The sequence below is a fragment of the Enterobacter cloacae complex sp. CDL013 genome, from assembly GCF_049238805.1.
In the GTDB taxonomy this organism is placed as follows: Bacteria; Pseudomonadota; Gammaproteobacteria; order Enterobacterales; family Enterobacteriaceae; genus Enterobacter; species Enterobacter hormaechei_C.
In genome coordinates this window covers 63,499-89,031 of sequence record NZ_JBMKGT010000010.1, presented here as the reverse complement: position 1 = coordinate 89,031, position 25,533 = coordinate 63,499, and the positions used below count along the sequence as shown (strand labels likewise).

Annotated in this window: 23 protein-coding genes; 7 read left to right on the top strand and 16 right to left on the bottom strand. The window is 58.5% G+C overall.

Features of this window, described 5'->3' with window-relative positions; all coding sequences use genetic code 11:
* Positions 1-26 precede the first annotated feature (26 nt).
* Positions 27-968 carry a fatty acid biosynthesis protein FabY gene (gene fabY / locus ACOTXD_RS19825; protein ID WP_015569910.1) on the top strand — a complete coding sequence of 314 codons (942 nt, stop codon included), beginning with the start codon at positions 27-29 and terminating at the stop codon, positions 966-968.
* A gap of 8 nt (positions 969-976) precedes the next feature.
* Here the strand turns inward: fabY and ACOTXD_RS19820 are convergent, their stop codons facing one another.
* The 5 genes from ACOTXD_RS19820 to fdnG all read right to left on the bottom strand — a co-directional run bounded on the left by ACOTXD_RS19820 (position 977) and on the right by fdnG (position 7,736).
* Positions 977-1,897 (bottom strand): alpha/beta hydrolase, encoded by a 921-nt coding sequence (locus ACOTXD_RS19820; RefSeq protein WP_023323897.1) that lies wholly within the window; start codon positions 1,895-1,897, stop codon positions 977-979.
* A gap of 315 nt (positions 1,898-2,212) precedes the next feature.
* The gene (gene fdhE, locus ACOTXD_RS19815) at positions 2,213-3,142 is read right to left on the bottom strand and encodes a formate dehydrogenase accessory protein FdhE (RefSeq protein ID WP_023323896.1); all 930 of its coding nucleotides are present in this window, start codon (positions 3,140-3,142) and stop codon (positions 2,213-2,215) included.
* The gene (gene fdoI, locus ACOTXD_RS19810) at positions 3,139-3,774 is read right to left on the bottom strand and encodes a formate dehydrogenase cytochrome b556 subunit (protein ID WP_003861958.1); all 636 of its coding nucleotides are present in this window, start codon (positions 3,772-3,774) and stop codon (positions 3,139-3,141) included. Before fdoI ends, fdhE begins: the two co-directional genes overlap by 4 nt.
* Entirely contained in the window at positions 3,771-4,673 is a 903-nt protein-coding gene (fdxH, locus tag ACOTXD_RS19805) for a formate dehydrogenase subunit beta (RefSeq protein ID WP_003861960.1), read from the bottom strand. Before fdxH ends, fdoI begins: the two co-directional genes overlap by 4 nt.
* Before the next feature lie 12 nt (positions 4,674-4,685).
* Positions 4,686-7,736 (bottom strand): formate dehydrogenase-N subunit alpha, encoded by a 3,051-nt coding sequence (fdnG, locus tag ACOTXD_RS19800; RefSeq protein ID WP_086623598.1) that lies wholly within the window; start codon positions 7,734-7,736, stop codon positions 4,686-4,688.
* 371 nt (positions 7,737-8,107) lie between these two features.
* On the opposite strand from fdnG, the gene fdhD reads away from it, so the two are divergent.
* The gene (gene fdhD / locus ACOTXD_RS19795; RefSeq protein ID WP_003861964.1) at positions 8,108-8,944 is read left to right on the top strand and encodes a formate dehydrogenase accessory sulfurtransferase FdhD; all 837 of its coding nucleotides are present in this window, start codon (positions 8,108-8,110) and stop codon (positions 8,942-8,944) included.
* A gap of 114 nt (positions 8,945-9,058) precedes the next feature.
* The gene (locus tag ACOTXD_RS19790; RefSeq protein ID WP_003861966.1) at positions 9,059-9,271 is read left to right on the top strand and encodes a DUF1471 domain-containing protein; all 213 of its coding nucleotides are present in this window, start codon (positions 9,059-9,061) and stop codon (positions 9,269-9,271) included.
* A gap of 39 nt (positions 9,272-9,310) precedes the next feature.
* Here the strand turns inward: ACOTXD_RS19790 and ACOTXD_RS19785 are convergent, their stop codons facing one another.
* Together ACOTXD_RS19785 and ACOTXD_RS19780 are read right to left on the bottom strand one after the other, a co-directional pair.
* Positions 9,311-9,634 (bottom strand): AzlD domain-containing protein, encoded by a 324-nt coding sequence (locus tag ACOTXD_RS19785; protein ID WP_003861969.1) that lies wholly within the window; start codon positions 9,632-9,634, stop codon positions 9,311-9,313.
* The gene (locus ACOTXD_RS19780; protein ID WP_061856737.1) at positions 9,634-10,293 is read right to left on the bottom strand and encodes an AzlC family ABC transporter permease; all 660 of its coding nucleotides are present in this window, start codon (positions 10,291-10,293) and stop codon (positions 9,634-9,636) included. The genes ACOTXD_RS19785 and ACOTXD_RS19780 overlap by 1 nt, the downstream gene beginning before the upstream one ends.
* Before the next feature lie 103 nt (positions 10,294-10,396).
* Between ACOTXD_RS19780 and ACOTXD_RS19775 the strand changes: the two genes are divergently transcribed.
* From ACOTXD_RS19775 to ACOTXD_RS19760, 4 genes are all read left to right on the top strand, one after another.
* Complete coding sequence (locus tag ACOTXD_RS19775; protein ID WP_003861973.1) at positions 10,397-10,945, top strand: helix-turn-helix domain-containing protein; 549 nt, start codon at positions 10,397-10,399, stop codon at positions 10,943-10,945.
* A 17-nt stretch (positions 10,946-10,962) separates the two neighbouring features.
* Complete coding sequence (locus tag ACOTXD_RS19770) at positions 10,963-11,958, top strand: LacI family DNA-binding transcriptional regulator (protein WP_003861974.1); 996 nt, start codon at positions 10,963-10,965, stop codon at positions 11,956-11,958.
* Positions 11,959-12,063: 105 nt separating this feature from the next.
* Positions 12,064-14,187: an alpha-galactosidase gene (locus tag ACOTXD_RS19765; RefSeq protein WP_032608117.1), complete on the top strand. Its 2,124-nt coding sequence runs from the start codon at positions 12,064-12,066 to the stop codon at positions 14,185-14,187.
* A gap of 44 nt (positions 14,188-14,231) precedes the next feature.
* Complete coding sequence (locus ACOTXD_RS19760) at positions 14,232-15,509, top strand: MFS transporter (RefSeq protein WP_003861977.1); 1,278 nt, start codon at positions 14,232-14,234, stop codon at positions 15,507-15,509.
* Here ACOTXD_RS19760 and rhaM read toward each other — a convergent pair.
* The 9 genes from rhaM to rhaB form a co-directional block, all read right to left on the bottom strand.
* A complete protein-coding gene (gene rhaM, locus ACOTXD_RS19755) occupies positions 15,497-15,811 on the bottom strand; it encodes an L-rhamnose mutarotase (RefSeq protein ID WP_022652074.1) in 315 nt (104 codons plus the stop codon). The genes ACOTXD_RS19760 and rhaM overlap by 13 nt on opposite strands.
* Entirely contained in the window at positions 15,808-16,956 is a 1,149-nt protein-coding gene (fucO, locus tag ACOTXD_RS19750; protein ID WP_003861980.1) for a lactaldehyde reductase, read from the bottom strand. Before fucO ends, rhaM begins: the two co-directional genes overlap by 4 nt.
* Positions 16,957-17,053: 97 nt before the next feature.
* Positions 17,054-18,058, bottom strand: a complete 1,005-nt coding sequence (locus tag ACOTXD_RS19745; RefSeq protein ID WP_003861982.1) for an ABC transporter permease — start codon at positions 18,056-18,058, stop codon at positions 17,054-17,056.
* The gene (locus tag ACOTXD_RS19740; protein WP_061856738.1) at positions 18,055-19,059 is read right to left on the bottom strand and encodes an ABC transporter permease; all 1,005 of its coding nucleotides are present in this window, start codon (positions 19,057-19,059) and stop codon (positions 18,055-18,057) included. Before ACOTXD_RS19740 ends, ACOTXD_RS19745 begins: the two co-directional genes overlap by 4 nt.
* Positions 19,059-20,561: a sugar ABC transporter ATP-binding protein gene (locus tag ACOTXD_RS19735; protein ID WP_061856739.1), complete on the bottom strand. Its 1,503-nt coding sequence runs from the start codon at positions 20,559-20,561 to the stop codon at positions 19,059-19,061. The genes ACOTXD_RS19740 and ACOTXD_RS19735 overlap by 1 nt, the downstream gene beginning before the upstream one ends.
* Positions 20,562-20,636: 75 nt before the next feature.
* Positions 20,637-21,623: a rhamnose ABC transporter substrate-binding protein gene (gene rhaS, locus ACOTXD_RS19730; RefSeq protein WP_003861987.1), complete on the bottom strand. Its 987-nt coding sequence runs from the start codon at positions 21,621-21,623 to the stop codon at positions 20,637-20,639.
* An 82-nt stretch (positions 21,624-21,705) separates the two neighbouring features.
* Positions 21,706-22,536, bottom strand: coding sequence for a rhamnulose-1-phosphate aldolase (gene rhaD / locus ACOTXD_RS19725; protein WP_003861989.1), 831 nt, complete (start codon positions 22,534-22,536; stop codon positions 21,706-21,708).
* 96 nt (positions 22,537-22,632) lie between these two features.
* The gene (gene rhaA, locus ACOTXD_RS19720; protein WP_058652390.1) at positions 22,633-23,892 is read right to left on the bottom strand and encodes an L-rhamnose isomerase; all 1,260 of its coding nucleotides are present in this window, start codon (positions 23,890-23,892) and stop codon (positions 22,633-22,635) included.
* Positions 23,889-25,358 carry a rhamnulokinase gene (rhaB, locus tag ACOTXD_RS19715; protein ID WP_003861992.1) on the bottom strand — a complete coding sequence of 490 codons (1,470 nt, stop codon included), beginning with the start codon at positions 25,356-25,358 and terminating at the stop codon, positions 23,889-23,891. The genes rhaA and rhaB overlap by 4 nt, the downstream gene beginning before the upstream one ends.
* Positions 25,359-25,533 lie beyond the last annotated feature (175 nt).

The following is a 25,533-nucleotide window of genomic DNA, read 5'->3' as shown; positions in this document are numbered from 1 at the left end:
CGCGGGTAACAAGAGAGAGTACAGCTATGTATCACCTTCGAGTACCGCAAACGGAAGAAGAATTAGACGCTTATTACCATTTCCGCTGGGAAATGCTGCGCAAGCCACTGCATCAACCGAAAGGCTCTGAACGCGACGCCTGGGACGCGATGGCGCACCACCAGATGGTGGTTGATGAAGAGGGCAACCTCGTTGCCGTGGGACGTCTGTACATCAATGCCGACAACGAAGCTTCAATCCGCTTTATGGCCGTTCATCCCTCCGTGCAGGACAAAGGCCTTGGAACGCTGATGGCAATGACGCTGGAATCCGTTGCCCGTCAGGAAGGGGTCAAGCGCGTCACCTGTAGCGCCCGCGAAGATGCCGTTGAGTTCTTTGCCAAGCTTGGTTTCGTGAATCAGGGGGAAATCACCGCCCCGCAAACTACGCCGATTCGTCACTTTTTGATGATCAAACCCATCGCCACACTGGACGATATTCTCCATCGCGCCGACTGGTGCGGGCAGCTCCAGCAGGCGTGGTATCAGCACATACCGCTCAGTGAAAAAATGGGCGTGCGTATTCAGCAGTATACCGGACAAAAATTTATCACCACCATGCCGGAAACCGGCAACCAGAACCCGCACCATACCCTGTTTGCCGGCAGCCTGTTTTCACTCGCCACGCTCACCGGATGGGGACTGATCTGGCTGATGCTGCGCGAACGTCATCTCGGCGGCACCATTATTCTGGCCGATGCCCATATCCGCTACAGCGCGCCGATCAGCGGCAAGCCGAGCGCGGTAGCTGACCTGGGCGCACTGGGCGGCGATCTCGACCGTCTGGCGCGTGGACGTAAAGCACGCGTACAGATGCAGGTTGAGCTGTTCGGCGATGAAACGCCAGGCGCGGTGTTTGAAGGCACCTATATCGTTCTGCCTGCGAAGCCGTATGGCGCGTATGAAGAGGGTGGGAACGAGGAGGAGTAGTCTCCTTCTCACTCTCGCCCGGCATGGTTAATGCGCCAGGCAATATCTCGCATAATGTCTCGCGCTGACTGGCTAATTCCACCCAACTGGAAGAAGCCGTGAATTACACCCCGCCATTGTTGAGCGGTACACTTCACGCCTTGCGCCGTGAGGCGCTGATAAAGCGCCTCGCCTTCGTCGCGTAACGGATCATACTCAGCGGTAACAATATGGACCTTTGGCAGACCGCTAAAGTCGTTGCGCCACAGTGGACTGACTTCAGGATGCTGACGGTCGGCTCCAGCCAGATACATTTCATAGCCGCTCAAAAGGGTATCGCGAGTAATCACGTAATCCATGCCATTGAGGGTATAGCTTTCAAAACTGGCCGTGGCGTCGAGCATGGGATAGATAAGAATAAGCTGCGCAGGTTGCCACAGCCCTTTAACCTTAAGCCGCAGCGCCGTTACCAGCGCCAAATGCCCTCCTGCGCTGTCTCCACAGAGGGTGAGTCGGTTCTTATCCACGCCTAATTCGTCTGCATACTGCCAGACCAGATTCGCACCTCTTTCAGCATCGTCATGTGCGGCGGGGAAGGTATGCTCCGGCGCCAGTCTGTACTGAATCGCAATCACCCGGCAATTGCCGTAGTAGGCTAACTGACGGAGCTGGTTGTCATGGGTATCAAAGCCGCCGCTGATAAAACATCCGCCGTGGTAGTAGATGGCAGCAGGCAATATTTCAGGCGCATTGAGAGGTGAAAATACCCGAATGGTAAGACCCTCAAGAACAAGCGTCTCCAGCTGAACGCGCGTTTCGGTCTTCCCGGCAAGCTCCGTGCTGGCAATATAGCCTGCTCGTCGTACCTCAATTGTCTGGCGACGCGATGAGGGGCGACCTGCAGCGATAAATCCTTGAACCAGCCGTTCAATACCCTTTTCCAGTGCCATGAAAACACCTTTTAACTGTATGAATGTACAGCTTTATAGCCTGGTTTGATTCAAAAGAAAACAAGAATATTATTGAGGGGAAAAGTCTTGAAAGCTGCTCGCAAAGGCGAGAGCTTTTTTATTATCTGCTTTCGTCACAGACATAAAGTGCGGATGTTGCCTGAGATTTGCCGTGGAAGCGATGCTAAAGCGATAACGCGTCTTTAGACGGATCCTGGACTACGGGCTGAAGAGCATCTGGCATATAAGACGGCAGGTATTGCTGTCGAGGTGTAGGCCGGGCAAGCTCGCGCCGCCCGGCACTGTCACAGGAGATTACTCCCCTTCACCCGGGAACAGGAACGGGTTGATCGAGCTGCGGGCAAAGCCCTCCTGCTCCATTTTGGCGTCCAGAATCAGCGAGGCGAGATCGTCGGCCACCGCTTCGACTTTCGGGTCTTTTTCCTGATACAGAATCTTCAGGTAAGTCCCGCAGTCGCCGCAGCTTTCGGCTTTCACCGCCGCGTCTTCGTTTTCCAGCGACCAGTAGTTCAGATCGCGGGTCTGCTCGCAGTTGCTGCACTTCACGCGCACCACGTGCCATTCGGTTTCACACAGGTTGCAGTGCAGGTAGCGCAGCCCCTGTGTCGTACCAATCTGTACCATGCTGGAGACCGGCATTGAACCACACACCGGACAGAACTGGCGCGCTTCGCCGTATTCGGCGCGGGCTTTGCCTGGGATCAGGCTCGCCATTTGCGCCCAGTAGAGCGACAGCGCAGCCCAGATGAACGGCGCTTTATCGCTGCTCACCAGCGAGAAGTCGGAGGCAAACAGCGCGCTCGCCATCTCTTCCAGCTCTTGCTCTGAGGCTTTTTCCAGGTTCTCAATGACCGCCAGCGCCGTGCCGCTCATCTCGGGCTTCAGCTCGGCAATCAGCGAATGCAGCAGCTTATGCCAGTGCTTGTCGCGCGGCAGAACGTGAATGTCCAGCGGCGGCTTGCCCTGTTCGTTGGCTTCTTTGATGCGTGCGGTCAGGTCCATTTGCAGCGGATGGTCGTACAGCACCACTTCCTGCGCATGGGCGACCAGCGCGGCAAAACGCAGAAAATCGCCCAGCGGGTTGTTCTCTGCCAGCTCGCGCAGACGCTCTGCGCGGCGGTTGTAGAGGTTCTTGAGTCTGGGGAATAACAACGGCGGAATATACTCCGCCGTACGTTTCTCGCTCGACCCCAGCTCATCTTGCGGGATTATGCGAATACTCATTCAGATGACTTTTCCTGTTTCTGGCGGACTTCACGGTACCAGCGCGGGTGATGTTTCTTCGCCCACGTTTTGGTGACCCAGCCTTCCACCATCGCGGTAATGGTGCCTTTCACCCAAAGGGCGGCGTAAATATGCACCATGATAACCACAATTAACGCTACTGCGGCAAATGAATGCAGCATTAGCGCAAATCGGATCACCGGGATTGAGAAAGCAGGCGCAAAGTACGGACGCCAGATGATCACGCCGCTCACCAGCAACAGGACCAGGAAGATAATCGCCGCCCAGAATACGCATTTCTGGCCGAAGTTATAACGCCCGGTATCACCTACTTCCTCGTTGACGACGATCTTACGAATATTCTTCGCCCAAAAGATATCATCCCGATTGATTAGGTTATGGTGCCAGTAACGGAAAAACATGATGATGAACGACGCGAACATGATGACGCCCACAAACGGGTGCAGTATACGCGCCAGCTGTGGTGTCCCCATGATCTGCATCAGCCAGTTGAAGGACGGGAAGAAGAACCCCAGCCCGCTTATCGCCGCCAGCATGAAGCAGAAGGCGGTGACCCAGTGGTTGATACGTTCCGGCGCGGTGTAGCGCACGATGGTGTCACGTTTTCTCATTTGCGCACCTCGTCTTTCTCTTCATGCAGGTTGTCGTCTTCCTCTTCCGCGCGGTTCGGACCAACGCCGACGTAGTGGAAGATGCTCGCTGCGAAGGTGGCCGCAAAACCGACCGCGGCCAGCGGTTTCCAGATACCTTTCCAGAACTTCACGGTGGCGCTGATTTCCGGGTTCTCCGGCAGGCCGTGATACAGGTTCGGCTTGTCGGCGTGGTGCAGCACGTACATGACGTGCGTACCGCCAACCCCGGCCGGATCGTAGAGGCCCGCGTTATCGTAACCACGAGTTTTCAGCTCGCCCACGCGCTCTGCCGCCAGCGTTTTCATATCCTCTTTAGAGCCAAAGTGGATAGCGCCGGTTGGACAGGTCTTCACGCACGCTGGCTCCTGGCCGACATTTACGCGGTCAACGCACAGCGTACATTTGTAGACGCGGTTGTCTTCCGGGTTCATGCGCGGCACGTCGAACGGACAGCCCGCGATGCAGTAGCCGCAGCCAATGCACTGCTCGGACTGGAAGTCGACGATGCCGTTGGCATACTGAATGATAGCCCCTTCTGACGGACACGCCTTCAGGCAGCCCGGATCCGCACAGTGCATACAGCCGTCTTTGCGAATAAGCCATTCCAGCTTGTCGTTCTGCTCCACTTCCGAGAAACGCATTACCGTCCAGGACTTGGCGGTCAGGTCCGCCGGGTTGTCGTACACCCCGACGTTGTGACCCACTTCGTCACGGATGTCGTTCCACTCAGAGCAGGCCACCTGACAGGCTTTACAGCCGATACAGGTGGTCACGTCGATAAGCTTCGCCACTTCCTGCTGGTGGTCCCGCGCCTGAGGCGCGGGCGTGAAACCGTTAGTCGCGGAACGACGGATAATGTCTTGAGATTGATAAGCCATAAGTCGTCTCCGTTACACCTTTTCCACGTTCACGAGGAAGGCCTTAAACTCCGGCGTCTGCGTGTTCGCATCACCGACGAACGGCGTCAGGGTGTTCGCAATGAACCCTTTCTTCGCCACGCCCTCATAACCCCAGTGAATCGGGATGCCGATGGTATCCACCTGCTGACCGTGAACGTTCAGCGTGCGAATACGCTTGGTCACCACCGCCTTGGCTTTGATGTAGCCGCGGTTAGAGGAGACCTTCACGGTATCGCCATGGGCAATGCCGAGTTTGTTCGCCAGCTTCTCGCCGATCTCCACAAACTGTTCCGGCTGCGCGATGGCATTCAGCAGCGCGTGCTTGGTCCAGTAGTGGAAGTGTTCGGTCAGACGGTAAGTGGTGCCGACATACGGGAACTTGTCCTTTTTACCCAGCGCTTCAAAATCGCTCTTGAAGATACGGGCTGCCGGGTTAGAGACCACGTTCGGGTGCAGCGGGTTAGTACCCAGCGGCGTCTCAAACGGCTCGTAGTGTTCCGGGAATGGCCCTTCCGCCATCTTATCGATAGCAAACAGACGGCCCATCCCTTCAGGCTGCATGATAAACGGCCCGACATCGCTGCCTGGTGCGGCAGTGCTGTAGTCCGGAATATCCACGCCGCCCCATTTCGCGCCGTCCCACTTCAGAAGCTGACGCTTCGGATCCCACGGGTTGCCCTGCGGATCAGCGGAGGCACGGTTATAGAGGATGCGGCGGTTAAGCGGCCACGCCCATGCCCAGCCCAGCGTATTACCGAGGCCCGACGGGTCGGCGTTATCGCGGTTGGCCATCTGGTTGCCTTTCGGCGTCCAGCTCCCGGCAAAGATCCAGCAGCCGCTTGACGTCGTACCGTCATCGCGCAGGTGCGCGAAGGTGCTGAGCTGATCGCCTTTCTTCGCCAGCACCGCACCGGTCGCCGGGTCGATAACGTCCGCCAGCGCTTTACCGTTGCTCTCCATGGCCACTTCTTCCGGCGCTGGGTTTTCCGGCGTCGAGTAGTTCCAGGTCATGTTCAGTACCGGCTCAGGCGTTGCGCCGCCCTCAGAGGCGTACATCTTACGCAGGCGTAAGAAGATGCCGGCCAGGATCTCGCCGTCGTTCAGGGCGATGCCCGGGGCGTCTGCGCCTTTCCAGTGCCACTGCAACCAGCGGCCGGAGTTGACGATAGACCCGTTCTCTTCCGCGAAGCAGGTGGACGGCAGACGGAACACTTCGGTCTGAATCTTCGACGGATCGACGTCGTTCGACTCACCGTGGTTCTGCCAGAACGTAGACGTTTCGGTATTGAGCGGGTCAATTGTCACCAGGAACTTCAGCTTCGACAGAGACTCGACAACCTTGTTCTTGTTCGGGAACGATGCCACCGGGTTAAAGCCCTGGCAGATATAGCCGTTGACCTGGCCCTGGTGCATCATTTCGAAGTACTGAAGTACGTCGTAACCTTTGTCCCACTTCGGCAGCCAGTCAAAGCCCCAGCTGTTTTCCGCCGTCGCCTTGTCGCCGTAGAAGGCTTTCATCAGCGAGACGAAGAACTTCGGATAGTTGCCCCAGTAGTTCACCTGGCCTTCGAGCAGCGGTTTTGGCGTGCTGGCCGTCAGGTAGGTTTGCAGGTCAGTCTGTTTCTCGCTCGGCAGGTTCATGTAACCCGTCAGGCTCTGAGACAGCAGGCCGAGGTCGGTCAGACCCTGAATGTTGGAGTGACCGCGCAGGGCGTTCACGCCGCCGCCTGCCATCCCCATGTTGCCGAGGAGCAGCTGAACCATCGCCATGGTGCGGATGTTCTGCGCGCCGATGGAGTGCTGCGTCCAGCCGAGCGCATACAGGAACGACGCGGTTTTATCTTTCGCGCTGGTTTCCGCAATCAACTCGCACACCTTCAGGAAATCCGCTTTCGGCGTCCCACAGATGTTTTCGACAACCTCCGGCGTGTAGCGGGAAACGTGCTCTTTCAGCAGGTTCCACACGCAGCGCGGGTGTTGCAGGGTGGTGTCGCGCTTCGCAAAGCCGTTTTCGTCCAGCTCGTAGTTCCAGCTGGTTTTGTCGTACTTGCGTTTTTCGGCGTCGTAACCGCTGAACAGGCCATCGTCGAAGCTGTAATCCTCACGCACGATCAGGCTGGCGTTGGTATAGGCTTCGGTGTACTCGCGGTTATATTTTTCGTTGGTCATCAGGTACAGCAGTACGCCTGACAGGAAAGTGATGTCAGTACCTGAACGAATAGGGGTGTAGAAATCCGCCACTGACGCTGTACGCGTAAAGCGGGGATCGATCACAATCAGCTTCGCGCCGTTGTGGATTTTGGCTTCCATCGCCCAGCGGAACCCGACAGGGTGCGCTTCAGCGGCGTTACCGCCCATCACCACAATAAGGTTGGCGTTCTTGATGTCGACCCAGTGGTTGGTCATCGCACCGCGACCAAATGTTGGAGCAAGACTTGCTACCGTTGGTCCGTGTCAGACACGCGCCTGGTTGTCGACCGCGAGCATACCGAGTGCGCGCGTAAATTTCTGGGTTAAATAGCCGGTTTCGTTACTGGACGCTGAAGCACACAGCATGCCGGTGGAGAGCCAACGGTTAACGGTGGTGCCTTCGGCATTCTTCGCGATAAAGTTGGCATCGCGGTCTTCTTTCATCAGCTTAGCGATGCGATCGAACGCTTCTTCCCAGCTGATTTGCTGCCATTTGTCAGAGCCGGGAGCGCGATACTCAGGAAACTTCAGGCGGCTTTCGGAGTGGATAAAATCTACCAGACCGGCCCCTTTCGGACAGAGTGCACCACGGTTTACCGGGTGATCCGGATCGCCTTCGATGTGGAAAATAGATGCTTTGGCGTTTTTCGCACCGTCGCCGAGGCTATACATTAACAGCCCACAGCCGACGGAGCAGTACGTACAGGTGTTACGGGTTTCGCGGGTGCGCAGCAGTTTATACTGCCGTGTTTCCGCCAGCGCTACACCGGGCGCAAAGCCCAGTGCCGCCGCCGTGGTGCCTGCCATACCGCCAGCGCAGATCTTAAAGAACTGCCTTCTGCTGACCTGCATGGGTCACTCCTTGGTTCATTACGACATTGCTATGTAGTTTTACTCTGCGGTTGAGAATTAACCGCAAAGGAGAAAAATTTGCGTTAATCCCTCATTTCTCCGAGGGATAAGCCCAGAATACCACAATGTCGGTACGCCTGTTCCAACGGGGTTAAAACAAAGTGAACGTATTATCACGGCATTGATTATAAAATGTGATATCAATCACATTTTACCCTGTGCATGTTAAAGAGGTGTAGCAGGTGATCGGTTGCACCCCTCCGTATTGAGTAGGAGAATGGTTGCTGAAAAGTTGATCCATACTATGCGTAAGGCCTGCCGTTTGTGTTGCAATAGCAGGCTCACTTCCGTGGTTGTTCAGGAATACCGTTGTGTCTAAACAAAACCGTGTTGCCCACGCGTCGCCACTGCCTGCGGGTATTGTGGAACTGTCGGTACACAGACCGCCTCACATTTCACATGCCACGCCGGATTTTCTGGCGGAAGAGGTCCCCGTTGCCCTGGTTTACAACGGTATTTCGCATGTGGTGATGATGGCCTCGCCGAAAGATCTGGAGCTGTTCGCCATAGGTTTTTCCCTCTCGGAAGGCATCATTGCGCATCCGCAGGAGATCTACGGCATGGATGTGGTTCATGCCTGTAATGGTCTTGAAGTGCAAATCGAACTCTCCAGCCGCCGCTTTATGGGGCTGAAAGAGCGCCGCCGGGCGCTGGCCGGACGTACCGGCTGCGGCGTGTGCGGCGTTGAACAGCTTAACGATATCGGCAAACCCATTATCCCGCTGCCGTTCACCCAGACGTTCAATCTGGCGCACCTTGATCGGGCGCTTGAGCACCTGAACGACGTGCAACCCATCGGTCAGCTCAGCGGCTGTACCCACGCGGCGGCATGGATATTGCCGTCAGGCAACATTGCCGGCGGTCATGAAGATGTGGGCCGCCACGTCGCGCTGGATAAGCTGTTAGGTCGCCGCGCTCGGGAAAGCAACGTCTGGCAGCAGGGCGCGGCGTTAGTCTCCAGCCGCGCCAGCTATGAGATGGTGCAAAAGTCCGCCATGTGCGGCGTGGAAATTCTGTTTGCGGTGTCAGCGGCAACCACGCTGGCGGTGGAAGTGGCGGAGCGCTGCAACCTGACGCTGGTGGGGTTCTGCAAGCCGGGTAGAGCAACTATTTACACTCATCCGCAGCGATTGATAGTTGATCAGTAATTTTGAATGAGTATAGCAAATCCTTCCGCTTTTAGTTGTTCATGATGAGGTCTAATATTTATCTCATCAAGGCACAGCGCCTTATCTAAACAACTTAACGAAAGGGTTTATCTCATGAAAAGCATCAAAACTTTTGTCGCAGTAATCGCTCTGGCTACCTCTTTTGGTTCTTTCGCTGCGCAGACAGTGACCGCATCCGCCTCTACCCTGGATGGTGCAGAAGCTAAAATCGCTGCACAGGCTCAGGAAGCGGGCGCGTCATCCTACAAAATTACCCAGGCATTCACCGGTAACCGCGTACACATGACCGCTGAACTGAACAAATAATTCCGCTATACCGTCGAAAGAGCGCCCCTGGGGCGCTTTTTAGTTTATGCCTGCCAGACGCAGCAGTGCGGTCACCACCGCCGCCGCGACGATCACCACAATTAACGGCATTTTGCGCCAGGCCAGAAACACCGCGAACCCCACGCCCAGCACACGTGCCATCCCGGCAAAATGGTCCCCTTCATAAAACGTTGTCGCCAGCGCGACGGAGAACAGCAAAACGGTAGCCGCGTCTGAAAGCAGCGCCTGCGACCGTTCTGAAAGCGCCAGCCGGTTGCCAAGCTTCGCTCCGCCAAGACGCATCAGATAGGTTCCGGCAGAAAGAATGGCGATGCCGAGAATAAAGACCGTCATGTTTTCCATTATTTTTTCCTCGCGGCAAGGCCGAGCAAAGAGAGCAGCACCGGCAGACCCACCGGCACAAACGGTACGGCGGCCAGCGACAACACTGCGCCGCTACAGGCGCGGATCAGCGTGGTACGGTTTTTAAATGCCGGCACCACTAACGCCAGCAGGATCGCCGGGAACACCGCGTCCAGCCCGATGGTTTCCGGGTCTGGCAGCAGCTTGCCGACCATCGCCCCCAGCACCGCCCCCAGCGGCCAGATAATTGCCACGCCCAGGCCGCACAGCCAGTAGGCCGCTTTACGCTGCTCGGCGGTTTTTTGCGAAAGGCCGAACACCACGCTTTCATCGTTCATGATATGACAGCCCAGAAAGCTCAGGCCGCGCTTGCCCACCAGGTCACGCACCGTTACGCCGAACGGCACATGGCGCGCGTTTACCAGTAAACCGGCCGCGGCCGCTGCCAGCGGATTCCCGCCGCTCGCCACGATGCCAATAAACATAAACTCGGATGCGCCTGCCAGCACCGTGAGGGAGAGGACAAACGGCACCCACAGCGGGAAACCGTAGGCCATCGCCAGTGAGCCATAAGACATGCCGACTACGCCCACCGCGAGGCAGACCAGGACGATCGCTTTTATCGTGTCGCCTTTCAGACAGGAGAGGTGTTTCTTCATACCATTTTAGCCATATCGAACGTATTTCCATTATAATGAACGCATCAAAATCGTTTTACAAGGCGAACGATTCGTTCGTTATAGAGGGAAAGAGGCCGTTTTTATGACGCAGCCAATCAGCGTGATCGCCAAAAGCCTGGTACGAGAACGCCTGCGAACCGGGCTCTCACTGGCGGAAATTGCCCGCCGTGCCGGGATCGCCAAATCCACGCTTTCACAACTGGAGTCTGGCAACGGCAATCCTAGCCTGGAAACGCTGTGGTCGCTTTGCGTGGCGCTGGATATTCCGTTTGCCCGGTTACTGGAGCCGCAGCAACCCGTCACGCAGGTCATCCGCCGCGGCGAGGGCACAAAAGTCGTCGCCGGGCAGGCGAACTACGAGGCGATTTTGCTCGCGGCGTGTCCGCCGGGCGCGCGTCGTGATATCTATCTGCTGCTGACTCAGCCGGGGGCAGACCGTATTTCCCAGCCCCATCCGCCTGGTTCGGTTGAGCATATTATCGTGACCCAGGGGCGGGCGATGGTCGGTCTGATCGACGCGGCGGAAGAACTCGGCCCGGGAGATTACATTTGCTACCCCGCTGACCAGCCGCATATCTTTAAGGCGCTGGAGCCCGATACGCACGCGCTGCTGGTGGCGGAACAAAACTAAAGAAGATACGGAAAATCATGTCGCTTAAAGCCATTGCCAAAGAACTGGGGCTGTCTGTTACCACCGTCAGCCGCGCCCTCAACGGATATGACGACGTTTCTGCTGAGACGCGCGCCCGCGTGGAAGCGGAGGCCCAGCGCCGTGGCTACCGACCAAATACCTTTGCCCGTCGCCTGAAGATGGGCAAAATCGACGCCGTCGGGCTGGTATTTCCGGTGCATCCTGTTCCGCTCAATAACAGCGTTTTTATGGACATGGTCGGCGAAATTAGCCACGAACTGGCGCGACATGAAATTGACCTGCTGCTCATCGCTGACGACGATCTGGCGGACAAACACAGCTATATGCGCATGGTGCAAAGCCGACGCGTGGATGCGCTGATAGTGGCGCATACGCTGGATCACGATCCGCGTCTTGAGCAGCTTCAGGCCGCCGGGTTTCCGTTCCTGGCGCTCGGCCGCAGCCAGCTCCCGCAGCCGTACGCGTGGTTCGATTTCGACAACTATGCCGGTACGTATCAGGCCACCCGCTGGCTGATCGAGAAAGGCCATCAGCGCATTGCGCTGCTGGGCGAAAGCAACAACCAGGCATTCATCACCCAGCGCCGCCAGGGCTACCTGGACGCGCTGCGGGAAGCCGGGCTTTCCAGCGAATGGCTGCGCGCCATGCCCCCTTCGCGCCGCGTGGGTTATGCCACCACGCAAGAACTTCTCTCCCTGCCGCAGCCGCCCACGGCCATCATTACCGACTGCAACACCCACGGCGACGGCGCAGCGATGGCCCTGGCGCAGATGGGACGCTTAACCGGTGAAAATGCCGTCTCGCTGGTGGTCTATGACGGCTTACCGCAGGACAGCATTGTCGATATCGACGTCGCGGCGGTGATCCAGTCTACCCGTCAGGGCGTCGGGAAACAGATTGCCGATATGGTGCGCCAGCTGATTAACGGCGACGACATTGACACCCTTCAGGTGCTCTGGCAGCCAGAATTCTCCCCAGGCCAGACGGCCTAATCACACGAAAAATTCCAAACCCGATCACAGATCCGAAACGTTTTGGTTTGTATCCGAAACGTTTCGGATCAAAACTCAGGACATCCCGATGACAGGAGATGTCCGATGCAAGATGCCATTTTTCGACTTGAAAGCAATACGGTTGACGTGGTGCTAAAAACCCACCCGTTCGCCGAAATTCTCTACTGGGGGCCGCACCTTCAGCACTTCTCGCCGCAGGATGTCCTGAGTATTGCGCGCCCGGTTGCTAACGGCAGGCTGGACGTCGACTCCCCCGTCACGCTGATGGCAGAGCTGGGGCATGGGCTGTTTGGCTCGCCGGGCATCGAGGGGCATCGCCAGGGGCTGGACGGATCGCCGGTATTTAAAACCACGCAGGTGCAGCAGGCGTTAAACGCCCTGACAATCACTGCTGAAGACGAGCATGCAGGCTTGCGCCTGACCAGTGAAATAACGCTGGATGCCAGCGGCGTACTGGTGGTGCGCCATGGGTTAACCAACCTGAAAACGCTGGCGTGGCAGGTGGATCGCTTTGCCGTGACGCTGCCGGTGGCCGAACGCGCGCAGGAGGTGATGGCCTTCCACGGACGCTGGATCAGGGAGTTTCAGCCGCACCGCGTTACGCTTGAGCACGACAGCTTCGTGATTGAAAACCGCCGGGGTAAAACCTCCCACGAACATTTCCCGGCACTGATTTCAGGTACGCCGTCATTCAGTGAAATGCACGGCCACGTCTGGGGTGTGCATCTGGGCTGGAGCGGCAACCACCGCCTGCGCGCAGAGGCGAAAACCGATGGCCGCCGTTATATGCAGGCCGAAGCGCTCTACCTGCCGGGTGAAATGGCGATTGAAGAGGGGGAAACGCTCTGGACGCCGCGCCTGTATGCCAGCCACTCCCCGCACGGGCTGAACGGCATGAGCCAGCAGTTCCACCGCTACCTGCGCGATAACGTTATCCGCTTCCCGGAAGATAAACCGCGCCCGGTGCATCTCAACACCTGGGAGGGGATCTACTTCGACCACGATCCGGACTACATCATGCGCATGGCCGACGAGGCCGCAGCGCTGGGCGTGGAGCGCTTTATCATTGACGACGGCTGGTTCAAAGGCCGCAACGACGACCACGCCGCGCTGGGCGACTGGTATCTGGACGAGAAAAAATACCCGAACGGCCTTAAGCCGGTGATCGATCACGTTAAACAGCTCGGCATGGAGTTTGGTATCTGGGTTGAGCCGGAGATGATTAACCCGGATTCCGATCTGTACCGCGCGCACCCTGACTGGGTGCTGGCGCTGCCGGGCTACGCCCAGGCGACCGGGCGACATCAGCTGGTGCTCAATCTTAATATTCCGCAGGCCTTTGATTATCTGGTCGAGCGCATGAGTTGGCTGCTGGGCGAACACGCGGTCGACTACGTGAAATGGGACATGAACCGCGAGCTGGTGCAGCCAGGGCACAAGGGCAAAGCCGCCGCCGATGCCCAGACGCGCCAGTTTTATCGCCTGCTGGACGTGCTGGGCGAGCGTTTCCCGCACATTGAGTTTGAATCCTGCTCCTCCGGCGGCGGGCGAATCGATTATGAAGTGCTGACCCGCTGCCACCGCTTCTGGGCGTCCGACAATAACGACGCGCTGGAGCGCAACACTATCCAGCGCGGCATGAGCTACTTCTTCCCGCCGGAGGTGATGGGCGCGCATATCGGTCATCATAAGTGTCACGCTACCTTCCGCCAGCACAGCATTCAGTTCCGCGGGCTGACGGCGCTGTTTGGCCATATGGGGCTGGAGCTGGATCCGCTCACCGTCGACGCGCAGGAGCGTGAAGGCTATCGACATTACGCCGCGCTGTATAAGCGGTGGCGCGGGGTCATTCATCACGGCACCCAGTGGCGCGTGGATATGCCGGACGCCACCACCCTGGCGCAGGGTATAGTGAGCGAAGACAAGACGCAGGGGCTGTTTTTGGTCAGCCAGCTCGCGATGCCGGATTACACCCTGATGATGCCGCTGCGCATGCCGGGGTTAGACGCCAGCGCGCAGTACCGCATCACGCTGCTCGATCACCCGAACATTCAGATTACGGGCGAGGGCGGGCACACCATGCGCAAGCTGCCGGCGTGGATGGACGCGCCGCAAACGGTAAGCGGTGAATGGCTGATGCAGGCGGGTATTGCGCTGCCGATTCTGGATCCGGAAACCACCATTCTGATTGGTGTGGAACGCGTGTAAGGGTGACGGGCCGGGCAACCGGCCCTCCGTTGAGGATAAAAATAATGAACACAACAACCTGTACCCACAAAGACAACCCTAACTTCTGGATCTTCGGGCTGTTCTTCTTTCTCTACTTCTTCATCATGGCCACCTGTTTTCCGTTCCTGCCGATCTGGCTGTCGGACATCATCGGCCTGAACAAAACCCATACGGGGATTGTTTTCTCCTGCATCTCGCTGTCGGCCATTGCCTTCCAGCCGGTGCTGGGGGTCATTTCGGACAAGCTGGGGCTGAAAAAACATTTGCTTTGGATCATTTCGGTGCTGCTGTTCCTGTTCGCGCCGTTCTTCCTGTACGTCTTCGCCCCGCTGCTGAAAACCAATATCTGGCTGGGGGCGCTGAGCGGTGGGTTGTATATCGGCTTTGTCTTCTCAGCGGGTTCGGGGGCGATTGAGGCCTACATTGAACGCGTGAGCCGCAACAGCTTTTTTGAGTACGGCAAGGCGCGCATGTTCGGCTGTCTCGGCTGGGGGCTGTGCGCCTCAACGGGCGGCATCCTGTTCGGCATCGATCCGTCGTATGTTTTCTGGATGGGATCGGCGGCGGCGCTGTTGCTGATGCTGCTGCTGGTGGTCGCGAAACCGAAGCCCAACCAGACGGCGCAGGTCATGAACGCCCTGGGCGCGAACCAGCGGCAGATCACTGCTAAAACCGTGTTCAACCTGTTCCGCCAGCGCAGAATGTGGATGTTCATCCTGTACGTGATTGGCGTGGCCTGCGTATATGACGTCTTCGACCAGCAGTTTGCTACCTTCTTCAAAACCTTCTTCGCCACGCCGCAGGAGGGGACCCGCGCCTTTGGTTTCGCCACCACAGCGGGGGAAATCTGTAACGCGATCATCATGTTCTGCTCGCCGTGGATCATTAACCGCATCGGTGCGAAAAACACGCTGCTGATTGCCGGGGTGATCATGGCGACGCGCATTATCGGATCGTCGTTTGCCACCACCGCCGTGGAGGTGATTGCCCTGAAGATGCTGCACGCGCTGGAAGTCCCGTTCCTGCTGGTGGGGGCATTCAAGTACATCACCGGGGTGTTTGATACGCGCCTGTCGGCCACCATCTACCTGATTGGCTTCCAGTTTGCCAAACAGTCGGCGGCGATCTTCCTCTCCGCCTTTGCCGGAAATATGTATGACCGGGTCGGCTTCCAGGAGACGTATCTGATACTGGGCTGTTTCGTGCTGGCGATCACGGTGGTGTCGGCGTTTACGCTGAGTGGCAGGCGGGAGATTGCTGCTACCGCTGGGGCAGCAGCGTTAACACATCAGTCCAGGTAAAACACCTCGTTCAGCGCCGCACTCACCGGGCTGTTGTCAGGGTTAGACGGCATAACGTCAGCCATATGTTTCCACCAGCGCTGGCAGACATCGGTGTTTGCCACCGCATTCCAGCGCTCCTCCGATTCAATCTCCACGGTTGCAAACAGCAGGTTGCGGGCTTTGTCGAGGTAAATGGCGTAGTGGTGCGCACCGTGGGCTTTCAGTACCGCTTCCAGCTCGGGCCAGATCGGGTTGTGGCGACGCGCGTACTCCTCGTGCGCGTCCGGGTTTACCTGCATCACAAACGCTTTGCGGATCATAAAGCCTCCAGGTACAGCTCGCGGACCTCATCGCGGCTGGCGGTGCGCGGGTTACACGGCGCGCACGGGTCGGCGAGAGCTTTATCCAGCCAGCCTTCAATATCGGCTTTGGTCACGCCGAGCTGGCTAAATCCGGACGGAATGCCGACCCGGGCGCTCAGGTCGCGAATCGCCTGAATGGCTGACATGCTGGCCGCTTCATCGCTCATGCCGCGCGTGTCAACGCCCATCGCCTGCGCCACGCGGGCAAATCGGGCAACCGCGTTCGGGCGGTTAAAGTTTTCGATGATCGGCAGCAGAATGGCGTTGCACACGCCGTGCGGCAGGTTGTGCGTCGCGCCCGGCTGGTGCGCCAGGGCATGCACCAGCCCCAGACCGGCGCTGTTAAACGCCATGCCCGCCAGATACTGACCAAAAGCCATCTGCTCGCGCGCTTCCAGGTTGTGACCGTCGTCGACCGCTTTCGGCAGCCAGAGGTTGATCAGGCGAATCGCCTCCAGCGCGTTGGCATCGGTCAGCGGGTGCGCGCCGACGGACACGTAAGCTTCAATGGCGTGAGTCAAGGCATCCATGCCGGTTGCGGCGGTCACGGAGGCCGGAATATCAAGCATCACGCTGGCATCGTCCACGGCGATATCCGGGATGATGTTCGGGTCGATAATCACCTCTTTCACCTGTCGTGCGGCGTCAATGATCACCGCGTTGCTGGTCATCTCCGCTGCCGTGCCTGCGGTGGTGTTGATCGCCACCAGCGGCACGCCCGCGTTTTTCACCTTGCCGACGCCAGAGTAATCGGTTGACGGACCGGGGTTGGCGGTGAGGATTTTGATTGCCTTGGCGGTATCAATCGGGCTGCCGCCGCCAAAGGCAATCAGGTAATCACACTCCGCATCCTGATATGCCGCATAGCCTTTTTGCACCAGCGCTTCCGTCGGATTCGGGAATACCTCATCGAACAGGTGATACGACATCTGATGGGCGTCGAGCGCGGAAAACAAACTGTCGAGCAGGCCCAGCTTCACCAGCTGACCGTCGGTGACAATCAGCGCTTTTCCCCACTGTTTGTTTGCCACCAGATTGACCATATCGCCGATCGCGCCCGCGCCGTGCAGGCTGATTTTGGGGAGTGCCAACATAAAGCTCATGATAATTCTCCTTAATTACTGTGAATTTTATGCCCGGCGGCGCTGCGCTTGCGCGGGCCTACGGTTAAGCAGGCCGGGTAAACGCAGTGCCACCCGGCTATGAGATCCGTCTTCGCTGCATAATCCGGCGGGTAATAATCGGCAGCGAAATCACCACGATCAGCATCGCGCCGATAATCACCGACATCACAATGCCGGGCACGTTGAGCAGGCTCAGGCCGAAGGTCACCAGCCCCATCAGGAAGGCGGCGATAATCACGCCCACCATGCTGCCGGACCCGCCGAGAATGTTGACGCCGCCGAGCACCGCCATCGTCACCACCGCCAGCTCCCAGCCCATCGCGATGGTCGGACGGGTGCTGCCCAGACGCGAGGTGAGCAGCACCGACGCCAGGCCGGACATCAGCCCCACCAGCGCGAAGAGGATCAGGTTGTGGCGCTTCACGTTGATGCCGGAGTACCACGCGCCGGTCGGGTTGTTGCCGATGGCGTAGGTGCGGCGGCCAAAGTTGGTACGGTGCAGCACAAAGGCAAACAGAGCGGCCAGGACGATAAACAGCGCGAACTCAAACGACAACGCGCCCCAGACGTAGCCCTGGCCGAACCAGGCAAAGCTCTCCGGGTAGCTGTTCAGCGCCTGGTCCCCGAGCAGGATGTAGGTGATCCCGCGGTACAGGCTCATGGTGCCGATGGTGATGACGATGGACGACAGGTTAAAGCGCGTCACCAGAATGCCGTTGAACAACCCGCACAGTAGCCCGACGCCTAATCCCACGCACACCAGCAGTGGCGTATCGACGCCCGCCGCCGCGCAAAAGCCCATCACCGTGGAGCTGAGCGCGATGGTGGAGGCCACCGACAGGTCAATTTCCCGGGCGATAATCAGCATCGCCATCGGCAACACAATGATCGCTTTTTCCGTGAAGTTGAACGTCGCGTCGGAGAGGTTCCAGATATTGAGGAAGTAGGGCGAGGCGAGCGCGTTCACCACAAACACCGCCAGCGTCACCGCCAGCAGGAAGCCCTCCCAGCACAGCAGACGCTGGAAGATGCCCGGCGCAGAAGTGGGTTTGAACTCTTCAGATGTCATCATTTTGCTCATGGTTTCACCGCCAGTTTCTGACGTGCCAGCGCCGCGTCGCGCAGGATCAGCCTGCCTTTGCGTTTGTTGCCGCGCTCGTTCAGCAGCACAGCGATGACAATGACCGAGCCGGAAATCGCCATCTGCCAGAACGGGGAGACGCCGATCACCGGCAGGGCGTTGTTGATGACGCCAAGGAACAGCGCCCCGAACAGACAGCCGAGCACGCGACCGGTGCCGCCCATGGTGCTGATCCCGCCAATCACGCAGGCTGCCACCACCTGCAATTCAAAACCGTTAGCGACGTCAACATACGCAACGGCAAAGCGCGATATCCACAGGTAGCCGCAGAACCCGGCCAGCAGACCGGAAAGGCAGAAGCTGATGAACTGCATTTTCCCGGCGTTGATCCCGGTGTAGTACGCTGCCGTGGCGTTACCGCCTGCGGTGTAGAGCGCCCGTCCGGTGCGGCTGTAGCGCAGGAAGTAGCCCACCAGCAGCAGTACGGCGATGGCGCACCAGCTCAGCACCGGCAGGCCCAGCACTGACGCACGCGGCAGGCCGAGGAAGTCTGCACCCATCTGGTTGGAGTTCACCCAGCCGCCGCCGGAGAGCAAAAAGATCATTCCGCGGTAGATGCTCATGGTGCCGAGTGTTACCACAATCGCCGGAATGCCCAGCTTCCACACAAGCAGGCCGTTTATCGCGCCCATCAGCAGCCCAAGCGCGCTGGCGAGGATCAGCAGCGCCCAGACGGGCACGTCCGGGTAATGGAAGTTAATCAGGGCGACAATCATCCCGGTCAGGGCCAGATTGGCCGCCATCGACAGGTCGATGCCTTTAGTGAGCAGCACCATCATCTGCCCGAGCGCGAGGACGATCAGAATGGCGGTGTCGTTAAACATCTCCACCAGGTTGCCCGGCGCGATAAACGATGGCACGCGGCTGCCAATGGCGAGGATCATCAGGATAATCACCGCGCCCAGCAGGGCTTCGCGGTGTTTTAAGAGTGAGCTAAGCATTATGCCGCCTCCTGTTTTGCACCGCTGGCGGCACTGACGATGGTTTCCGCCGTCGCGTCTCCCGCCTGGTATTCGGCCACCATCAGCCCCTCGTGCATGACGATAATGCGATCCGCCATGCCCATCACTTCCGGTAGTTCGGACGAGACCATAATCACCGCCAGCCCCTGACTGACCAGCTCGGACATAAACTGATGCACGGCTGCCTTTGAGCCGATATCGATGCCTTTTGTTGGCTCATCGAGGATGATCACGTCAGGGTGCGTCGCCAGCCATTTGCCGATCACCACCTTTTGCTGGTTGCCGCCAGAGAGGGTCGCCACCGCCTGCTTCCAGCTGAAGGCTTTCACTTGCAGGCGTTTGGCGTACTCGTTCGCCAGTTTCCATTCACGGTCGTCATGCAGCACGCCGTTCGGATTGAGCGTGCTAAGCTGAGGCAGGCTGATGTTCTGGGCAATCGGCAGGGCGATAATCGCCCCCTGTTTCTGCCTTTCTTCCGGCACGCAGACAATACCGGCTTTGATCGCATCCGCAGGCTGGCGGAAGCGCCGGGGCTGTCCGTTGAGGATAATTTCCCCGGACGATGGCCGCGTGACGCCGGAAAGCGTCTGCATCAATTCGGTACGCCCGGCACCCACCAGCCCGTAAAAGCCGAGGATTTCCCCTTTACGCAGGGAGAACGAGATATGCGCAAACTCGGTCGGATGGCAGAGGTTTTTCACCTCCAGCACCGTCTCGCCTTTTTCGCAGTCGATTTTCGGGAAGGTTTGGGTAATGGCGCGCCCGACCATCATCGACACCATCCGCTCCTCGGTGATCTCATTTATTGCCCCTGCACCGACGAACACGCCGTCGCGCAAAATGGTGTAGTGATCGGCCAGCTCAAAAATCTCGTCGAACTTGTGGGAGATAAACAGGATGGCTTTTCCCTCCTGCTTTAAGCGCTCCACAATCTGGTAAAACTCGAGGATTTCATGCTGCGACAACGCCGCCGTGGGTTCGTCGAGGATCACCACCTGCGCCTCAAACGACAGCGCGCGGGCAATCGCCACCATGTGACGCTGGGCGATGCTTAGGGTTTTCAGCGTTGCGCGCGGGTCGATTTGCACCTCAAGGCGGGCGAGAATAGCCTGCGCCCGGCGGTGCATTTCCGGCCAGTCGAGCTTTTTCAGGAAGCCTTTGTGAAGGTACTGACCAACAAAGATATTTTCGGTGACCGAGAGTTCATCAAACAGGACGGTTTCCTGGTGTATGGCGGTGATACCCATTTTATGCGCCGACTCCGGCGTTGGAAGGTGAACGGGGATCGCCTTGTAGAGAATTTCGCCCTCGTCGGGCTGGTATATGCCGGTCATCACTTTGACCAGCGTCGACTTGCCCGCGCCGTTTTCGCCGATAAGCGCCGTCACTTTGCCGGGCCACAGCGCAAGCTGCACGTTCTCAAGAGCACGTACGCCGGGGAACACCTTGGTGATGCCAGAAAGCTGTAGCAATGGGGTCATGATAGTTCTCCGTTTGGTTCACCCTCACCCCGACCCTCTCCCTTTGGGAGAGGGCTAGGGTGAGGGGGGAAAGGATCAAAAGATTTTCGAGAACTTATCAATATTGCTGGCATCGTAGACGAACGGCTCGGCCATCGCGCCGTTGCCGTCCGCATCCAGCTTCACTTTGCCCAGTTTGCCCATGCTGGCCTCACCTTTCGTGGCCGTGCCTTTCACCAGATCGTCCGCTAAGTAAGTCGCGGCATAGCCCAGGTCAATCGGGTTCCAGATGGCAAAGCTCTTGCTCGCGCCGGATTTCACCGCGCCCGCCATCTCAGACGGCAGGCCTAAACCGGTGACGTACACTTTGCCAATCTTGCCCTGGTCCTTCACCGCCTGCGCGGCAGCCACAATGCCCACGGACGACGGCGAGACGATGACTTTCAGCTCCGGGTAGGTTTTCAGCAGGCCGACCGCTTCGCGGTAGCTTTTGTCAGAGAGATCGTCTCCGTAGGCCACGGTCACCAGATTGACGGACGGGTACTTCGGCAGCACCTTTTTCATCTCCGCAATCCAGGTGTTCTGGTTGGTGGAGGTTGGCGTGGCGCTCAGCACCGCTACTTCGCCCTTCTCCACGTTCAGCGCTTTCAGGGCATCGGCGGCGAGCTTGACGTTGGTTTCGCCAATCAGGGCGTTATTGGACGGGTTGAGATGGATCTGACGCCCGGCTTTCGCCACCCCGGAATCCCACGACACAACCTTAATGCCGCGCTGCATCGCTTTTTTCAGCACCGGCACGACGGCGTCCGGATCGTTCGCGGAAATTGCGATCGCATCCACGCCCTGGGCGATCAGCCCGTTCAGCACCTCGATCTGCGCTTCCGCCGTGGTGGTGGTCGGGCCGGTATAAATCACTTTTACATCGCCTAACTCTTTGGCCGCCTCCTGCGCGCCGACGTTCGCTGCCTCGAAGAATCCATTCCCTAAGGACTTCGCCACCAGGGCGATTTTCACTTCTGCTAAAGCGGAACCGGACAACGCCAGAGCGGCAACGGTGAGGATCAAGCTTGCTTTTATTTTCATTGCTTTTACTCCACTGACTTGAGTTAGTTGTAGGGATTGCAGGTGGTTTTCGCCCCGTCTCGGTGAGCGGGGCGCGATGTTGTTATTGGTACAGATCTAACGCCGACTGCATCGGGGTGACGCCAAAGCGTTTGCCCAGGGCAATCAGCTCTTCCCGGGTGATGGTCTGCTTCATGCCGCCCATGGAATAGACCTTCACCAGCACCTCCGCGGATTTCTCGGCGGTGTCGATCAGGCCGAAGGTTTCATCCAGTGTCGGGCCGCTGCCGAAGACGCCGTGGAACGGCCACAGCACCAGTGAGTGCTTCTGCATGTCCGTCGCGGTCGCCTGGCCGATTTCGTCGGTACCCGGCACCATCCACGGCAGAATGCCGACGCCGTCCGGGAACACCACCAGACACTCGGTGCTGCCTTCCCACAGTTTGCGGGTGAAGAAATCAGAATTATTTTCCAGCACGTAGGTCAGGGCGATCAGGTTGGTGGCGTGGCAGTGCATGATTACGCGGTCCTTGCCATTGGTCGCCTTAATGCGCTCGCAGTGGGAGAGGAAGTGCGCCGGCAGTTCGGATGTGGGTACCGCGTCGTCCGTCAGTCCCCAGAGAATGTGGTAACCCGCGCCGTCGCTGTCCACCTTCACCACGCCGAGGTTGGCTTCCGGGTCCAGCTGTACGTTGCGGAAAAACTTCCCGGAACCGGTGACGATAAACGGCGTGTTGGCGAGCAGCGGCATCGGCTGGCTCAGGGCGATATAGCGCGGCTTCTGGTGGAAATCGGAGGCAAATGGCTCGATATCCGCGTCGTCCAGGCGTAGCGTCAGGTTGCCGCCGTTGCGCTCATCCCAGCCCTTCAGCCAGGCGTCGGAGGTGGCTTTGATCATGCCCTGGACGAACCAGGAGGTGGTGATGGTCTGCATACTGTAGTTCCTTTGAAAATGCCGGGTGGCGTTACGCTTACCCGGCCTGGTCTTATCTGTAGGCCCGGCAAGCAACGCGCCGCCGGGCGATGTTTTTTACTGACGAGCGGAAAGAACCTCTTTCTCATACGCCCGCACGTTATCCAGCCACTGGCTGCCCGCAGGTGCATCGTGACGCTGGCAGTACATCTCCCACACCGCCTGCCACGGCAGGGATTTCTGCTCTTCCAGCAGCGCCAGGCGCGCGGTGTAGTCGCCGTTTTCTTCCAGCTGTTTCAGGGCGGCGACAGGCTCCAGCAGCGCGCGCAGCAGGGCTTTCTTCATGTTACGGGTGCCGATAACCCACGCCGCGATGCGGTTGATGGAGGCGTCGAAGAAGTCGAGGCCGATATGTACGCGGTCAAAGAGGTTGTGGCGGATGATTTCGCTGGCAATGGCCTGGGTTTCGTCATCCAGCAGCACCACGTGGTCGCTGTCCCAGCGCACCGGGCGGCTGACGTGCAGCAGCAGGCGCGGCACGTAGAGCATGGCGGCGGAGATCTTGTCGGAGATGACTTCCGTTGGGTGGAAGTGGCCAGCATCCAGGCACAGCGCGGTCTGGCGGCTGGTGGCATAACCCATGTAGAACTCGTTTGAGCCCACGGTGTAGCTCTCTGCGCCAATGCCGAACAGCTTGCTCTCGACGGCGTCGATGTGGTGCGCCGGGTCCAGCTTCTCGCTGATGGCTTCATCCAGCGCGGCCAGCAGGCGCTGACGCGGGGCCAGTCGGTCTACGGTGATGTCCTTCATGCCGTCCGGGATCCAGATATTCATTACCGATGGCGTGCCAAGCTGCTCGCCAAAATAAGCCGAGACGCGGCGGCTGGCTTTGACATGGTCGATCCAGAACTGGCGGATTTCATCGTTGGCATGCGCAAGGGTAAACCCGTCCGCGCTCAGCGGGTGCGAGAAGCAGGACGGGTTAAAATCCAGACCCAGCCGGTTGGCTTTCGCCCACGCCACCCAGTTCGTAAAGTGTTCCGGTTTGATTTCGTTACGCGCGACCGGCTCATCGGATTCGAGATAAATGGCGTGCAGGTTCAGGCGCTTTGGCCCGGGGATCAGGCTCAGCGCCAGCTCCAGATCCGCACGCAGTTCGGTGGCGTTGCGCGCTTTGCCAGGATAGTTACCCGTGGCCTGAATACCCCCCGTCAGGGAACCGCCCGGGTTCTCGAAACCGGCGACATCATCACCCTGCCAGCAGTGCATGGAGACGGGCAGGCGATCGAGCTGGCGCAGCGCCTCTTCGACATCCACGCCGACGGCGGCGAAACGCTGTTTAGCCAGGTCCCAGGCTTGTTCAAGTTGAGTGGTCATGCGCAAAGCTCCTTAGTCAGTCGTTTTTGCTGAAACTGCGCCCGGTAGCGGGCAATTTCATGGCAGGGATGGGGGGTGAAGGTGGTCAGGCTGTTATTCGCCGTCACCACCGAACGGAAATCGTCGACGTTGGACAGTTCGTCCAGGGTCATCAGCTGAATGCCGATATTGCCGAGCGTGGAGGCTTCAATCGGACCTGCCACCACGGTAATGCCGCATGCATCCGCGCAGAGCTGGTTCAGCAGTTGGTTCTGGCAGCCGCCGCCCACGATATGCAGTTGTGTGAACGGTTTGCCGCGAAGGTCAGCCAGCTCGCTCAGGATGTCGGCATACAGCAGGGCGAGACTGTCAAAAATGCAGCGTGCCAGCTCGGCGGGGCGGGAAGGTACCGGCTGCCCCGCTTCAAAACAGGCGGCCTGGATTTCGGCGCTCATGTGCGCCGGGTTGATAAAGCGGTCATCGTTCGGGTTAATCAGGAAGGTACAGGCCTTCAGCGTTTCGGTTTCGGCGATAAGCTCGGGCAGGTCGGTGATGTTCTGCTCTTTCAGCACCCGCTGGAGCAGCCACAGGCCCATGATGTTCTTCAGCACCCGGTAGCGCCCTTCGGCACCGCCTTCGTTGGTGATGTTCGCGGCCAGCGCGGCATCGCTGGTGTAGGGCGTTTTGCTCTCAAAGCCCATCAGCGACCAGGTGCCGGATGAGAGGTAGGCCGCATCTTTGCCGGCGAGCGGCGAGGCAATGACCGCGCTCGCGGTGTCGTGGCTGGCGACGGCGACAACGGGGATTTTATTCCCCTGCGGGCAAAGCCAGTGGCCGATCACATTGCCCGGATGGGTTGGCGCGCCAAACCAGGACGGCGAGGCGCCCGTCCAGGCCAGCAGATGTTCATCCCAGTTATCGGTGTTGATGTTGACCAACTGCGTGGTGGTGGCGTTGGTGTATTCCCAGTTCATGTTGCCGGTCAGACGGTAGCTTAAGTAGTCCGGGATCAGCAGCGAATGCGCCACCTTTTCGACCAGCTCTGGCTGTTGCTCAACCAGCGCGCGCAGCTGATACAGCGTGTTAAACGGCAGAAACTGAATGCCGCTGCGACCATAGATGTTCTCCTTGCCAAGCTGGGCGATGGCGTGCGCCATTAGCCCATCGGTGCGGCTGTCGCGGTAGGAGACGGGCAGGCCGACGCGTTCGCCGTGACGGTCCAGCAGTACGTAATCCACACCCCAGGTATCAATGCCGATACTGTCGATGCGAATACCGTCTTCGCAGACGTTGTGAAGTCCGGTGCGGATCTCTGCTTCCAGGGCGTCGATATCCCAGGTAACAAAACCGTCCTGTTTTTGCAGACAATTGGCGAAACGGTGCATTTCGCGAAGCGTAAGGGTGTGCAGGTCGCAGTCCCAGGTGGCGAGCATTACACGGCCGCTGGATGCGCCTAAATCGACAGCCACACAATGGCGAAAAGTCATGGTCGGGTCCTTTCTTAAGTCATTAGCGAGGAGTGTAAGAAAGGGAAGAAATAGCCACCTTCTCGCCACTGACAGCCCAAATCTCGCGCTGGCAAGAAAGCAAAGATGAACGTGAGGGAGTTCACAGTTTCCAGTAATGGCGGGGTTTGCAGGCAGTGTGACGCTGACCGCATTT